We start from the raw sequence: 13,078 nt of genomic DNA, 5'->3' as shown, positions 1-13,078 counted from the left end.
GGCGCCATGGATGGCGCCATCGAGCCCCCATGGACGGGTTTACGGCGTGTCCTGCCGGCCCACACCGCCCCGCCCAACCAGCAGAAAGCCAGAGCCGCTTTTGACGTTGCCGTTGCTGTTGCATTGAGCAGGTGCAGGGCTGCAAGCCCTGCCGAACCCCCCACTACGGTAGGGTGGGCCGATGCCGCGCTGCAGCTTGGCGTCGCCGCAGATTTGATTACACTTGAAACTTGTTTGCCCACGACTCCGGACACCCACCCATGAAGCTTGGTTCTTTGAAGGAAGGCGGCCGCGACGGCACCCTGATCGTCGTCTCGCGTGACCTGCGCCACGGCGTGCGCGCCACCGGCATTGCCGCCACCCTGCAGCAGGCTCTGGAAGACTGGAGCCACATCGCGCCGCGCCTGAACGCCCTGTACGAATCGCTCAATGCCGGCGACGCCGACGGCGTGTTCGACCTCGACCCGCAGGCCCTGGCCGCGCCGATGCCGCGCGCCTATGAATTCGTCGACGGCAGTGCCTACCTGCCGCACGTCGAGCGCGTGCGCCGCGCCCGTGGCGCCGAGGTGCCGGAGAGCTTCTACACCGATCCGCTGATGTACCAGGCCACCAGTGCCGGCTTCTACGGCCCGCGCGATGCGGTCAAGGTGGTCAGCGAGGAGTACGGTATCGACCTGGAAGCGGAGATCGTGGTGATCACCGACGACGTGCCGATGGCGGCCACCCCGGAACAGGCGGCGGGCCACATCCAGCTGGTCGGCCTGGTCAACGATGTCTCGCTGCGCAACCTGATTCCGGGCGAGCTGGCCAAGGGCTTCGGCTTCCTGCAGTCCAAGCCGCGCTCGGCGCTGTCGCCGGTGTTCGTCACCCCCGACGAACTGGGCGCTGCGTGGCAGGACAGCAAGGTGCACCTGCCGCTGCTGACCCACATCAACGGCAAGTGGTTCGGTGCACCGGAAGCGGGCGTGGACATGCAGTTCAATTTCGCCCAGTTGGTCGCGCATGCGGCCAAGACCCGTCCGTTGGGCGCCGGCACCATCGTCGGCTCGGGCACCATCGCCAATGAAGACACCAGCAAGGGTGCGTCGTGCTTCGCCGAGCAGCGCGTGGTCGAAACCCTGCGCGACGGCAAGCCGAGCACGCCCTTCATGTCGTTCGGCGACGTGGTCCGCATCGAGATGCTCGATGCCGCCGGTAACAGCATCTTCGGTGCGATCGAGCAGCGCATCGAACAGGCCGCCAAGCCCTGAGCATGGAGGCGGCCATGGAGATTCCGGTCGACGACGGCATCGTGCTGTACACCTACTGGCGATCCAGCGCCGCCTACCGCGTGCGCATCGGTCTGGAGCTGAAGGGCTTGGCCTGGGAGGCGCGGCCGGTGCATCTGGTGCGCGACGGCGGCGAACAACACCTGGACGCCTATCGCAGGCTCAATCCGCAGCAGCTGGTGCCGACGCTGCTGCACGAAGGGCATGCGCTGACGCAGTCGCTGGCGATCGTCGAGTACCTGGACGAGCGCTTCCCGCAGGTGCCGCTGCTGCCGGCCGATGCCGCCGGCCGTGCGCGGGTGCGGGCACTGGCCCAGCTGGTGGCCTGCGACATCCACCCGATCAACAACCTGCGGGTGATGCAGTACCTGGAGCGCAGTCTGCAGCTGCCGGCCGATGCACGCACGCAGTGGACGCTGCACTGGATTGCCGAGGGCTTTGCGGCGATGGAAGCGCTGTTGGCCAACAGCCGTGACACCGGCACCTTCTGCCACGGTGACCGCCCCGGGCTGGCCGACCTCTGCCTGCTGCCGCAGCTGTACAACGCCCATCGTTTCGGCCTCGACCTTGCGCCGTACCCGACCCTTCGCCGCATCGAGGCCGCCTGTCAGGCGCTGGACGCTTTCGACCGCGCGCGCCCGGAAAACCAGCCCGACGCAGCCTGAAAGTAGAGGGACGGAGGGGATCAAGTCGCAAGTGCATTCACGACTTAATCCCCTCCGTCCCCTTTTTGCAGCAGTTGCGCGAGATCATCGCGGAACAGTGCATAGGCCCGTTCGCGGCGCGCGCCATCGCCTTGCCGCAGCACCCACGCCGGGTGCACGGTGGCGTAGCCGCGGGTGCCTTCCTCCAGCGTGTGCCAGCGTCCACGGTCGCGCGACAGATTGAAATCACGGCCAAATACCGAGGCTGCCGCGGTTGCGCCCAGGCAGACGATGAGCTGCGGCCGCACGCGCGCGATCTCGCCCATCAGCCACGGCCGGCAGGCCTGGATGTGGCGGCTTTCCGGCCGCTTGTGCAGCCGCACCTTGCCACGCCGCTCATGGTGAAAGTGCTTCACCGCGTTGGTCAGGTACAGCGTGGCGCGATCGATTCCCAGCTCGGCCAATGCGCGGTCCAGCAACTGGCCGGCAGGGCCGGCGAACGGCTGGCCGCGCAGATCCTCGGTATCGCCAGGCTGCTCGCCGATCACCATCACCCGCGCATCGGCCGGCCCCTGGCCGAACACCGTCTGCGTGGCGGTCTCCCACAGCGGGCACTGGCGGCAGGCGCTGGCCTGCTGTCGCAGCGTCTGCAGGCTGGCGGTATCTGGGCGCGCTGTCGCAGCGTCCCCTCGCATGGGAATTCTGCGCTGGGGTGCCTGCGCGGGCCGGTCATGCATTTCCTGCACGCGATCGCCCGCATCGCGCACCAGGCGCGGCAGCAGCTGCGCCTCGGGCAGGTGGCGCCAGTATCTGGCCGGCATCTCCTGCATCATCATCCGGGTGTTGAGCCGGGCCGGATTGAAGATGCTGGCGTAATAGGTTTGCCACAGGGCCTCGCGCGCATCCTCGGCCGGAGCGTCCTCGCGGCGTGCGCCGGGGCCGAAGGCCAGCGCCTGTCCATCCCAGGCGACGCTGCGCGAAGGAGTGAGGATCGCCCAGCGCATGCCGGTGAAGCGGCGTGCGAAGAACGGCGCGACCCGGTCGACGATGTGGTGCTGTGGCTCGAACCAGGCGATGAACGCATCAGGTTGGCCGGGCAGCTCGCGGAAGCGCACGAATGCCTTCATCTTGTGCGTGTCACGGCGGACGGCCTGGGCCAATGTCATCGCACGCAGCACATCGGCATCGGCGGGATTGGTCAGCACCGTGCGTTCGCCATGGGTGATCCGCCACAGCAGCCGGTACAGCAGTGACAGGCGCTGCGGTTCGCCATGGCACAGGCAGGTGGCGGCCAGCTCCAGGAATTCGCGCGGGACGCCGGGAACGCTTGCCTGTGCCGCCACCGGTGCCTGCTGCACCGGCGGCGCATCCAGCAGCGATGCCTCGCCGCCTTCGAGCCAGTCCAATTGCTCGGGCCGCACGCCCCGCAGCAGCGCATCACGCGCGCCGTCGCGCCAGGCCTGCAGCGACCACGGCGGATCCACCCGCTGCGACCAGCGCGGCGCGTCAGGCTGCCGGCGGTGCATCGAACAGTGATCCCTGGCGCGGCGGCGGGGCCAGTTGTGCTCGCAGCGCGGCCGGGTCATCCAGTGCCTTGCGCGGGTGATGGTCGGCCAACAGCACGAACGGTAGCAGTTTGCTCATCGGCGCCTTCAGGCGGGCGATATCCGCCACGCGCAGGCGCCCGTGCCGGCGCGCCATCAGCAAGCGCTCTGCATTGCGCACGCCCAGGCCGGGCACCCGCAGCAGCATTTCCTTCGGTGCACGGTTCAGATCGACCGGGAAGCGTTCGGGATGGCGGATCGCCCAGGCCATCTTCGGATCGATGTCCAGATCGAGCATTCCGCCCTGGGTGGTGTCGGTGATCTCGTCCACGCCGTAGCCATAGAAACGCAACAGCCAGTCGGCCTGGTACAGCCGGTGCTCGCGTTGCAGGGGTGGGGGCTGCAGCGGCAGCTGCCGGCTGGCATCGGGAATCGGGCTGAACGCAGAGTAGTAGACCCGGCGCATCCGGTAACTGCCGTACAGGCTGTCGGCGCTGGCCAGGATCTGCTGGTCGTTGGCCCCGTCCGCGCCGACGATCATCTGCGTGCTCTGCCCGGCCGGGGCGAAACGGGGAGGGCGCGGGCGTGCGCTGCGGCTGGCCGTCGGCGCCACCGCTGCGGGGGCCTTGCGCGCCTCCTTGGCTTCCTCGATGCGCCAACGCAGTTCGCCCATCGCGCCGCGTATCGAATGCACCGTCTTCTCCGGCGCCAAGGCGCTCAGCCCGGCTTCGGTCGGCAGTTCGACGTTGATCGACAGGCGGTCGGCGTAACGCCCGGCGCTGGCCAGCAGTTCCGGCGAGGCCTCGGGAATGGTCTTGAGGTGGATGTAGCCGGCGTAGCGGTGTTCTTCGCGCAGTTGCCGGGCCACCTCCACCATCTGCTCCATGGTGTAGTCCGCATTGCGGATGATGCCGCTGGAGAGGAACAGGCCCTCGATGTAGTTGCGCTTGTAGAAGTCCAGGGTGAGCGTGACCACCTCGTCCACGCTGAAGCGCGCGCGTGGCACATTGCTGGACACGCGATTGACGCAATAGGCGCAGTCGTAGACGCAGAAGTTGGTCAGCAGGATCTTCAGCAGCGATACGCAGCGGCCATCGGGCGTATAGCTGTGGCAGATGCCCATGCCCTCGGTGCTGCCGATACCGCCGCTGGCGCGCGAATCGCGCTTGCCCGAGCCGCTGGAGGCGCAGGAGGCGTCGTATTTGGCGGCATCGGCCAGAATGGCCAGCTTGCGGATGGTTTCCATTGAGGAAACCTACGGATGAGGGGTCTCATTGGATGAGACGGCCCCTGAATTCTTCAGGAAAATGGGACGGAGGGGATTAAGTCGTAAGTGCATATACGATTTAATCCCCTCCGTCCCCTTTTTCGTGCGGTCAGAAGCCGTGGGTGATGCTGGGTGCGCCGGCCGAGAAATCCGCGTATGGGTCATGCTCGCCGCTGCTGCCTTCGGACAAGCGGAACTTCAGTGCCAGGCCATCGCGCGAGTCGGCCGCGCGCAGCGCTTCCTCCTGCTCGATGGTGCCGGCCTTGGCCAGCCGGAACAGGCACTGGTCGAAACTCTCCATGCCCTCTTCCAGCGATGCTTCCATCGCCGCCTTGATCTCGTGCACCTGGCCGCGACGCAGCAGGTCGCGGATCATCGGCGTGTTGAGCAGCACTTCGGTGGCCGGCAGGCGACGGCCTTCCTTGTTCTTCACCAGGCGCTGGCTGATCACCGCACGCAGGTTCAGCGCCAGGTTCATCAGCACGTTCTTGTGCGCGCTTTCCGGGAAGAAGTTGAGGATGCGCTCGATGGTCTGGTCGGCGTTGTTGGAGTGCAGGGTGGCCAGGCACAGGTGACCGGTTTCGGCGAAGGCGATCGCCGCTTCCATCGTCTCTGCGTCCAGGATCTCGCCGATCAGGATCACGTCCGGCGCCTCACGCATGGCGTTCTTCAGCGCGTTGTGGAAGGCATGGGTATCCAGCCCGACCTCGCGCTGGTTGACGATCGACATCTTGTGCTTGTGCAGGTACTCGATCGGGTCTTCGATGGTGAGGATGTGACCGGTGGTGGTGCTGTTGCGGTGGTCGATCATCGACGCCAGCGAGGTGGACTTGCCGGAACCGGTGGACCCCACCACCAGTACCAGCCCGCGTGGGGTCATGATGACGTCCTTCAGCACCTGCGGCAGGTTCAGCTCCTCGATGCTCGGAATCCGGCTGCGGATGGCACGGATGACCATGCCCACTTCGCCGCGCTGCTTGAACACATTGACGCGGAAGCGACCGGCATCGGGCAGGGCGATGGCCATGTTGAGTTCCAGCTCGCGCTCGAACTGCGGCACCTGGCCTTCGTCCATCAGCGAGTAGGCGATCTTCTTGACCATGCCCGGCGGCAGGCCGGTGTTGCCCAGCGGATAGAGCTTCCCCTCGATCTTGATGTAGACCGGTGCCCCGGTGGTCAGAAACATGTCCGAAGCGTTCTTTTCGGTCATCAGCTTCAGGAAGTAGCCGATATCCATTGCGAATTTTCCCCAACGAAACGGCCGACGCCCGTTGCCAGCACGGTGTCGGCTTGACGACAATGGCCGTGAACCGACAACCGGTACGGCCTCCCCAATGAAACGACTTAGCTTCGCACGAATGCGCCACAGCCTGTATGTGATGGCGTTTGCATTCGCACTGTCTGCCCCCGCCTGGGCGCAGGATGGCGCGATGGAACTGGCCCAGGCCCGGCAGGCGGTCGACAAGGCCACCCAGGCCGATGCCGACCAGTACGCCCCGGACCTGATCGGGCTGGCCCGGCAGGGGCTGGAGCAGGCCCAGCGCGCCGCCGGCGACCGCCGCGAGCGCAAGAATGCCCCGGCCATGGCCCTGCGTGCCGCCGCCGATGCCGACCTGGCCCGCGTGCGCAGCGAGGAAGCCACCGTGACCGCCCAGCTGCAGCTGCGCCGCAACGAGGTCAACCAGCTGCAACGCCAGCTGTCGACCGGGGAGGATCGCCGGTGAAGCCGATGACTGGCGCAACCCTGGCCGCGCTGCTGGCGCTGCCGACCCTGGCCGTGGCCGCCGACAACCCGATGGTGGCGCAGCTGAGCCAGCGCCTGATGGCCATCCAGGCCAACCCGGATACCGCTGAGCTGGGCGCCTTCGAGCGCATGCAGGCCCAGCAGGCCATCGCCACCCTGGACAAGGCCAAGCGCCGCGACCAGGAGCTGGCCACCTACCTGGCCGAGCGCCGGGTGGAGATCGCCGAGACGGCGGTGCGTACCGCGCTGGCCGCCCGCGAGGTCGACCGCCTGGAGCGGACCCGCAGCGACCTGCTGATCGAGGCCAGCCGCCGCGATGCCGCGCGTGCCCGGCAGGAAGCCGAACAGCTGCGCATGCAGGCGCAGATGCAGGCCGAGGAGGCTGAACGCCTGCGCCAGGCCGCCGAGGCCGAGACCCTGGCCCGCCAGGACGCCGAGAACGCCCTGACCAGCGTCGCCGGCAAGCAGCAGCAGCGCCTCAGCGCCGCCCAGCAGAACGCCGCCAAGCTCGCCCGCGAGGAAGCCGAGCTGGTGTCCGGTCAGAAGCTGCCGGGCTCGAAGTTCGATGGCCGCGGCGAGGTCTTCACCTTCCGTGGCGATGCGTTTGCCGCCGGCGCCTCCAGCCTGTCCGGCGGCGCCCGCAACCAGGCCAAGGCGTTGGCCGAATACCTGAACATCGGCAAGAAGGGCCGCCTGCGCATCGAGGCTTACGACAGTGCCAACGGCGTAGGCCAGAAGCGTGCCGAGGCCCTGCGCGATGCCCTGGTTGCGGCGGGTGTCGCGAGCAACCGGATCCAGCTTGCCGGCAAGAAGGCGGCCTCCACCCAGGCACGTTCGGCCGAGGTCATCATCGCCCCGTAATTGCTTGATATTGTTTGTTTTTCGTTGTGATGAGCATTCAGCCTGAACCCCGCCTCGGCGCGGTTCGGTCTTTTTGACGCAGGGGTCTTGTACCCCGCCTTTAGCAGGCGTAGGGTCAATCGTCCGGGACGCAATGCCGCGGACCGGACGATGGGAGGGCCGGGCCGATGCAAGCAGGGCGCGAACCGCAGCAGATCGACGTGCGCAGGCCAGTGCTGCAGGTCGTTGCAGGCGTCCAGGTGGCCATCGACCGGCGCTCCTCCATGAACAACGCCCCGTGCCTTGCGGCCGGGGCGTTCGTGTATCTGTCGAAGGAGGTCCATCATGTTTGAAGATCAGCCCCAGAGCGAGATCGACGCACGTCGCGCGCGTGATCCGGAGTTCAGGGCACTCCATGACCAGCACCGCAAGTTGAACAAGAAGTGCATGGACGCGGAGTTGGGTGTACTCCCGATCGATGATGTCACCCTGGGTCGCATGAAGCGCGAGAAGCTGCTGGCCAAGCAACGACTTCTGCGAATGTACGAAACACCGCTCCCAACGACGTCCCCCACGCTTTGACGCACCCCGTCACGCCTGGAACGGCGTGACCCGGCCATCGATGGCCCCGCCGGGCGCTCCTGCCCCGGCATCGCGGCACCGCCGATGAGGCGGCCGCGCCAAGGCACCACAGGCGGTGGTGCCTTGGCCTGCAGGCACAACTCACCGATGCGGGCGGTACCGGTCTCCTCGTCGATCCGGGGCCGTCCGCATCTCTTTCTGCGGGCTTGCGGCCCGTCTCCGCGCCGACCTGACATTCATCGCCATCCGACGGATAATCATCGGTCCGGCCCCCTGCGGCGCGAACCGAAAGTCCTCCGAATGCCCATTCATTCTTCCGTCCTCGAACTCATCGGCCAGACCCCGATCGTCAAGGCCCAGCGCCTGGACACCGGCGTCTGCGAGCTCTACCTGAAGCTCGAAAGCGCCAACCCGGGTGGATCGATCAAGGATCGCATCGGCCTGTCGATGATCGAGGCGGCGGAGCAGCGCGGCGACCTGAAGCCGGGTGCGACCCTGGTCGAGGGTACCGCCGGCAACACCGGGCTGGGCCTGGCCCTGGTCGCGCAGCAGAAGGGTTACAAGCTGATCCTGGTCGTTCCCGACAAGATGAGCCGCGAGAAGATCTTCAACCTGAAGGCGATGGGCGCCGAAGTCCGCCTGACCCGCTCGGACGTGGCCAAGGGCCATCCGGAGTACTACCAGGACCTGGCCAAGACCATCGCCGAGCAGACCCCGGGCGCCTACTTCATCAACCAGTTCGGCAACCCGGACAACCCGGCCGCGCATGAATTCGGTACCGGCCCGGAGATCCTGGAGCAGATGGGCGGCGACCTCGACGCCATCGTGTTCGGCTGCGGCAGCTCCGGCACCATGACCGGCCTGTCGCGTGCCTTCGCCAAGCTGTCGCCGAAGACCGAGCTGGTGCTGGCCGATCCGGTCGGCTCGATCCTGGCCGAATACATCAATGACGGCGTGCTCAACGACAAGTCGGGCAGCTGGCTGGTGGAGGGCATCGGCGAGGACTTCCTGCCGTCGATCTCCGACTTCAGCCGCGTCAAGAAGGCTTACGCCATCAGCGATGCCGAGAGCTTCCACACCGCGCGCGAGCTGCTGGGCAAGGAAGGCATCCTCGGCGGTTCGTCCACCGGCACCCTGCTGGCCGCTGCGCTGAAGTACTGCAAGGAGCAGACCACGCCGAAGAAGGTGCTGGTGCTGGTCTGCGATACCGGCAACAAGTACCTGTCGAAGATGTACAACGACTACTGGATGCTGGACAACGGCTTCCTGGAGCGCCCGCAGCACGGCGACCTGCGCGACCTGATCCTGCGCCCGTACGGCCAGCGCGACACCGTGGTGATCGGCCCGAACGACCTGCTGACCACCGCCTACCAGCGCATGAAGCTGTACGACGTGTCGCAGCTGCCGGTGATGGACGGTGACCAGCTGGTCGGCATCGTCGACGAAAGCGACGTGCTGCTGCACGTCTATGGTGACGAAGCGCGCTTCCGCGACACCGTCGCCACGGCGATGGTCAGCAAGCTGGACCGGCTGGACGTGAAGTCGCCGATCGAGGCGCTGCTGCCGGTGTTCGACCGCGGCCAGGTGGCGATCGTGATGGACGGCAACGCCTTCCTGGGCCTGATCACCCGTATCGACCTGCTGAACTATCTGCGCCGTCGCGTGCAGTAAGCCGTTGATCGCCGACGTTCGCTGCTGAATCCCGGTTTATCCGCGTCAAAGGTCGTTAAGGCCGCGCTGGTAGACTTCCGCACCTTCGATGGCGCCGCGTGTCGGCGCCCCTCAGGAAAGAACATGTCCAACGCTACTTCCCAGGATCGCGCCCTGGCCTTGGCCACGCTGGCCATCCACGGCGGCCAATCGCCCGACCCCAGCACCGGCGCGGTGATGCCGCCGATCTACGCCACCTCGACCTATGCGCAGTCCAGCCCGGGCGAGCACCAGGGCTTCGAGTACTCGCGTACCCACAACCCGACCCGCTTCGCCTACGAGCGCTGCGTAGCGTCGCTGGAAGGTGGCACCCGCGGCTTCGCCTTCGCCTCGGGCATGGCGGCCAGCTCGACCGTGATCGAACTATTGGACGCCGGCAGCCACGTGGTGGCGATGGACGATATCTATGGCGGCAGCTTCCGCCTGTTCGAGCGCGTGCGTCGCCGCACCGCCGGGCTGGAGTTCAGCTTCGTCGACCTGACCGACCTGGCTGCGTTCGAGGCAGCCATCACGTCGAAGACGAAGATGGTCTGGATCGAGACCCCGACCAACCCGATGCTGAAGATCGTCGACATCGCCGCGGTGGCCGCCATCGCCAAGCGCCATGGCCTGATCGTGGTGGTCGACAACACCTTCGCCTCGCCGATGCTGCAGCGCCCGCTGGAACTGGGCGCGGACTTGGTCCTGCACTCGGCCACCAAGTACCTCAACGGCCACTCGGACATGGTCGGCGGCATGGTGGTGGTGGGCGACAACGCCGAGCTGGCCGAGCAGATGGCTTTCCTGCAGAACTCGGTGGGTGGTGTGCAGGGCCCGTTCGACAGCTTCCTGGCTCTGCGCGGCCTGAAGACCCTGCCGCTGCGCATGAAGGCGCATTGCGCCAACGCGCTGGCCCTGGCCCAGTGGCTGGACAAGCACCCGGCGGTGGAGAAGGTGATCTACCCGGGCCTGCCGTCGCACCCGCAGCATGAGCTGGCGGGCAGGCAGATGGCCGGCTACGGCGGCATCGTCTCGATCGTGCTCAAGGGCGGTTTCGAGGCGGCCAAGCGCTTCTGCGAGAAGACCGAGCTGTTCACCTTGGCCGAATCGCTGGGCGGTGTGGAGAGCCTGGTGAACCATCCGGCGGTGATGACGCATGCCTCGATTCCGGTCGCGCGGCGGGAACAGCTGGGGATCAGTGATGCGCTGGTGCGGCTGAGCGTGGGTGTGGAGGATCTGGGGGATCTGCAGGTGGATCTAGAGAGGGCGTTGGCTGCCAGCGGCGGGGACGTCCGCTGAAATGACGCAGACCACTGTAAGCGTGTCGTTGCGCTACCGCGTGCTGCGTTGGTTGGCCAGCCTGGCCTGGTTGAAGTCGATCTACCACCTTCTGCCGGCGCGCCTGCGCAATCGGCTGACAGGGCGTCTGGTTGCGCTGCCGGGGCCGATCTACTGCCGTTTCGAGAACGAAGCGCAATGGGCCGAGCGCAGGCTGCCTGTGACCGACGCGCCGGTGCACTTCTTCGGCCAGCCCGATCCGTCCTGGCAGGGGCACGGCGTCAACGTGTTCGCCTACCTGCGTGGCCAGTTCGGCCTGGCCGAGTGCGCGCGCATGTACGCACGTGCGCTGCTGGGCACGCATTACCCGGCGGCCCTGGTGGATGTGGACATCAACCTGCCGCATGGTTGGGATGACCGCAGCCTGGACCAGTACATCGGCGATGACGCGCCGCATCGCGTGCATCTGGTGTTCATCAATCCGGACTTTCTGGAAGCCGCGCTGGAACAGATCGGCAAGGCGCGCCTGCAGGGCGGCTACATCATCGCCTGCTGGTTCTGGGAACTGGAGAACATTCCCAAGACGTGGCTGTCCGCCCTGGACAAGGTGGACGAGATCCTGGTGGCCTCGCGCTACGTCGGCGAAGCCTTCGCGCGCGTCACCGACAAGCCGATCCTGTGCGTGCCGCTGCCGCTGAGCGAGGTGGGTGACAGCGGCCTGCAGCGCCAGGACTTCGGCATCCCCGATGATGCCTTCGTGTTCCTGACGTCCTTCGATTTCAATTCGTACGTGCACCGCAAGAATCCCTTCGCGGCCATTCACGCGTTCCAGCAGGCGTTCCCGCGCGAGCGCCAGGACGTACAGCTGCTGATCAAGACCAGCAATGGCTACCGCCGGCCCGATCGCCTGCAGCTGCTGCTGGACGCGGTGAAGGATGATCCGCGCATCGTGGTCCGTGACCAGGTGCTGGACCGCCCCGACGTGCAGGCACTTCAGCGTTGCTCGGATGTCTATGTGTCTCTGCATCATGCGGAAGGCTTCGGCATGGGGCTGGCCGAGTGCATGGCCCAGGGCAAGCCTGTGATGGGCACGGCCTGGTCGGGCAACATGGAATTCATGGATGCCGACAACAGCGCGCTGGTCAACTACACGCTGGTCCCGGTGGCCGAGGGCGAATATGCCCACCATGAAGGCCAGCGCTGGGCGGCGGCCGACGTGGACGATGCGGCGCGCTGGATGCGCCGATTCGCCGATGAGCCGGAGCTTGCCCGTGCCATGGGCGAGCGGGCCCGTACCTCGGTGCTGCACACGCTTTCGCCCGAGCGGGCGGCGGCCGCGCTGATTGAACGTATCGAACAGATCCATCAACAGCGCGGCTTCATCTCCGGGGCAGGCGCGTCCACCGTGTCCCAGCAGGAGGGACAGTACTGATGCACAGCTATTCCTCTACCCTCAAGGACCTGCGCGAAGGGATCCGCGGCGCCAAAGTGTCCTTCCATATCGCCAAGGGTGACATCAAGGCGCGGTACCGCCGCAGCATCCTGGGGCCGTTCTGGCAGTCGCTGGCCACCGCGGTGGGCGTGGTCGGCCTGGGCCTGCTCTGGAGCCAGCTGCTCAACATCGAGCGCGAGAAGTTCATTCCCACCCTGACGGCGGGCCTGATCATCTGGCAGATGCTGTCGGGCATCCTGATCGAAAGCTGCGGCCTGTTCGTCCGGCAGGCCTCGATCATCCGCAACGTGGTCATGCCGCTGTCGGTGCACCCGATGAGTGTGGTAACCCGCTACATCGTCAACTTCGCCCACAGCCTGCTGGTGTTCGTGATCGTGGCGGTGTTCATGCGCATCGAAGTGAACTGGAACACGCTGCTGTTCATTCCTGGTCTGGCGCTGGTGGTGGTGAACATGCTCTGGCTGGCGTTCGTGTTTGGCGTGATGGGCGCCCGTTACCGTGATCTGGAGTACGGTGTGGCGTCGGTGATGCCGATGCTGTTCCTGGTCAGCCCGGTGATGTACCGCCTGGAATATCTGCCGTTCTCCTCGAAGATCCTCGAATTCAATCCCTTTACCTACCTGATCGAAGTCATCCGCGCGCCGATGCTGGGCCACGCCCCGTCGCTGCAGATCTACCTGGTGCTGGTGGGCATGGCCATAGTCGGCTGGTCGCTGGCGTTCTGGTTCCTGCACAAGGCCAAGCTGCGACTGCCCTTCTGGATTTGAAC

At 66.4% G+C, this 13,078-nt stretch carries 12 protein-coding genes; 9 read left to right on the top strand and 3 right to left on the bottom strand.

Going from position 1 to position 13,078, the window contains the following annotated elements:
* Window positions 1–260: 260 nt before the first annotated feature.
* Complete coding sequence (locus tag O0K41_RS11235; protein WP_043033907.1) at window positions 261–1,250, top strand: fumarylacetoacetate hydrolase family protein; 990 nt, start codon at window positions 261–263, stop codon at window positions 1,248–1,250.
* A gap of 14 nt (window positions 1,251–1,264) precedes the next feature.
* A complete protein-coding gene (gene maiA / locus O0K41_RS11230; RefSeq protein ID WP_005412156.1) occupies window positions 1,265–1,933 on the top strand; it encodes a maleylacetoacetate isomerase in 669 nt (222 codons plus the stop codon).
* Window positions 1,934–1,977: 44 nt separating this feature from the next.
* Here maiA and O0K41_RS11225 read toward each other — a convergent pair whose 3' ends face one another.
* From O0K41_RS11225 to O0K41_RS11215, 3 genes are all read right to left on the bottom strand, one after another.
* Window positions 1,978–3,438, bottom strand: coding sequence for a UdgX family uracil-DNA binding protein (locus tag O0K41_RS11225; protein ID WP_049449958.1), 1,461 nt, complete (start codon window positions 3,436–3,438; stop codon window positions 1,978–1,980).
* Entirely contained in the window at window positions 3,419–4,702 is a 1,284-nt protein-coding gene (locus tag O0K41_RS11220; RefSeq protein WP_049449959.1) for a putative DNA modification/repair radical SAM protein, read from the bottom strand. Before O0K41_RS11220 ends, O0K41_RS11225 begins: the two co-directional genes overlap by 20 nt.
* A gap of 130 nt (window positions 4,703–4,832) precedes the next feature.
* Window positions 4,833–5,960 (bottom strand): PilT/PilU family type 4a pilus ATPase, encoded by a 1,128-nt coding sequence (locus O0K41_RS11215; protein WP_004141526.1) that lies wholly within the window; start codon window positions 5,958–5,960, stop codon window positions 4,833–4,835.
* Window positions 5,961–6,081: 121 nt separating this feature from the next.
* On the opposite strand from O0K41_RS11215, the gene O0K41_RS11210 reads away from it, so the two are divergent.
* The 7 genes from O0K41_RS11210 to O0K41_RS11180 all read left to right on the top strand — a co-directional run bounded on the left by O0K41_RS11210 (window position 6,082) and on the right by O0K41_RS11180 (window position 13,076).
* Complete coding sequence (locus O0K41_RS11210) at window positions 6,082–6,447, top strand: DUF4398 domain-containing protein (RefSeq protein ID WP_005407961.1); 366 nt, start codon at window positions 6,082–6,084, stop codon at window positions 6,445–6,447.
* Window positions 6,444–7,328: a hypothetical protein gene (locus tag O0K41_RS11205; protein WP_164222699.1), complete on the top strand. Its 885-nt coding sequence runs from the start codon at window positions 6,444–6,446 to the stop codon at window positions 7,326–7,328. The genes O0K41_RS11210 and O0K41_RS11205 overlap by 4 nt, the downstream gene beginning before the upstream one ends.
* A gap of 324 nt (window positions 7,329–7,652) precedes the next feature.
* Complete coding sequence (locus O0K41_RS11200) at window positions 7,653–7,889, top strand: YdcH family protein (RefSeq protein ID WP_005407964.1); 237 nt, start codon at window positions 7,653–7,655, stop codon at window positions 7,887–7,889.
* A gap of 300 nt (window positions 7,890–8,189) precedes the next feature.
* Entirely contained in the window at window positions 8,190–9,560 is a 1,371-nt protein-coding gene (locus O0K41_RS11195; protein WP_005407965.1) for a pyridoxal-phosphate dependent enzyme, read from the top strand.
* Between the two features lie 123 nt (window positions 9,561–9,683).
* Window positions 9,684–10,877 (top strand): cystathionine gamma-synthase, encoded by a 1,194-nt coding sequence (locus O0K41_RS11190; RefSeq protein WP_123958200.1) that lies wholly within the window; start codon window positions 9,684–9,686, stop codon window positions 10,875–10,877.
* A gap of 1 nt (window position 10,878) precedes the next feature.
* Window positions 10,879–12,288: a glycosyltransferase family 4 protein gene (locus tag O0K41_RS11185; RefSeq protein ID WP_049449963.1), complete on the top strand. Its 1,410-nt coding sequence runs from the start codon at window positions 10,879–10,881 to the stop codon at window positions 12,286–12,288.
* Window positions 12,288–13,076, top strand: coding sequence for an ABC transporter permease (locus O0K41_RS11180; protein ID WP_049449964.1), 789 nt, complete (start codon window positions 12,288–12,290; stop codon window positions 13,074–13,076). Before O0K41_RS11185 ends, O0K41_RS11180 begins: the two co-directional genes overlap by 1 nt.
* The last annotated feature ends 2 nt before the right edge of the window (window positions 13,077–13,078 follow it).

It is taken from the genome of Stenotrophomonas sp. Sm2128 (genome assembly GCF_030985535.1).
In the GTDB taxonomy this organism is placed as follows: Bacteria; Pseudomonadota; Gammaproteobacteria; order Xanthomonadales; family Xanthomonadaceae; genus Stenotrophomonas; species Stenotrophomonas maltophilia.
This window is presented reverse-complemented; position numbering and strand designations above follow the sequence as displayed.

Coding starts and splice junctions, on each gene's coding strand:
- O0K41_RS11210 (WP_005407961.1), top strand. CDS start 6,082: ATGCGCCACAGCCTGTATGTGATGGCGTTTGCATTCGCACTGTCTGCC.
- maiA (WP_005412156.1), top strand. CDS start 1,265: ATGGAGATTCCGGTCGACGACGGCATCGTGCTGTACACCTACTGGCGA.
- O0K41_RS11190 (WP_123958200.1), top strand. CDS start 9,684: ATGTCCAACGCTACTTCCCAGGATCGCGCCCTGGCCTTGGCCACGCTG.
- O0K41_RS11235 (WP_043033907.1), top strand. CDS start 261: ATGAAGCTTGGTTCTTTGAAGGAAGGCGGCCGCGACGGCACCCTGATC.
- O0K41_RS11220 (WP_049449959.1), bottom strand. CDS start 4,702: ATGGAAACCATCCGCAAGCTGGCCATTCTGGCCGATGCCGCCAAATAC.
- O0K41_RS11215 (WP_004141526.1), bottom strand. CDS start 5,960: ATGGATATCGGCTACTTCCTGAAGCTGATGACCGAAAAGAACGCTTCG.
- O0K41_RS11180 (WP_049449964.1), top strand. CDS start 12,288: ATGCACAGCTATTCCTCTACCCTCAAGGACCTGCGCGAAGGGATCCGC.
- O0K41_RS11200 (WP_005407964.1), top strand. CDS start 7,653: ATGTTTGAAGATCAGCCCCAGAGCGAGATCGACGCACGTCGCGCGCGT.
- O0K41_RS11225 (WP_049449958.1), bottom strand. CDS start 3,438: ATGCACCGCCGGCAGCCTGACGCGCCGCGCTGGTCGCAGCGGGTGGAT.
- O0K41_RS11185 (WP_049449963.1), top strand. CDS start 10,879: ATGACGCAGACCACTGTAAGCGTGTCGTTGCGCTACCGCGTGCTGCGT.
- O0K41_RS11195 (WP_005407965.1), top strand. CDS start 8,190: ATGCCCATTCATTCTTCCGTCCTCGAACTCATCGGCCAGACCCCGATC.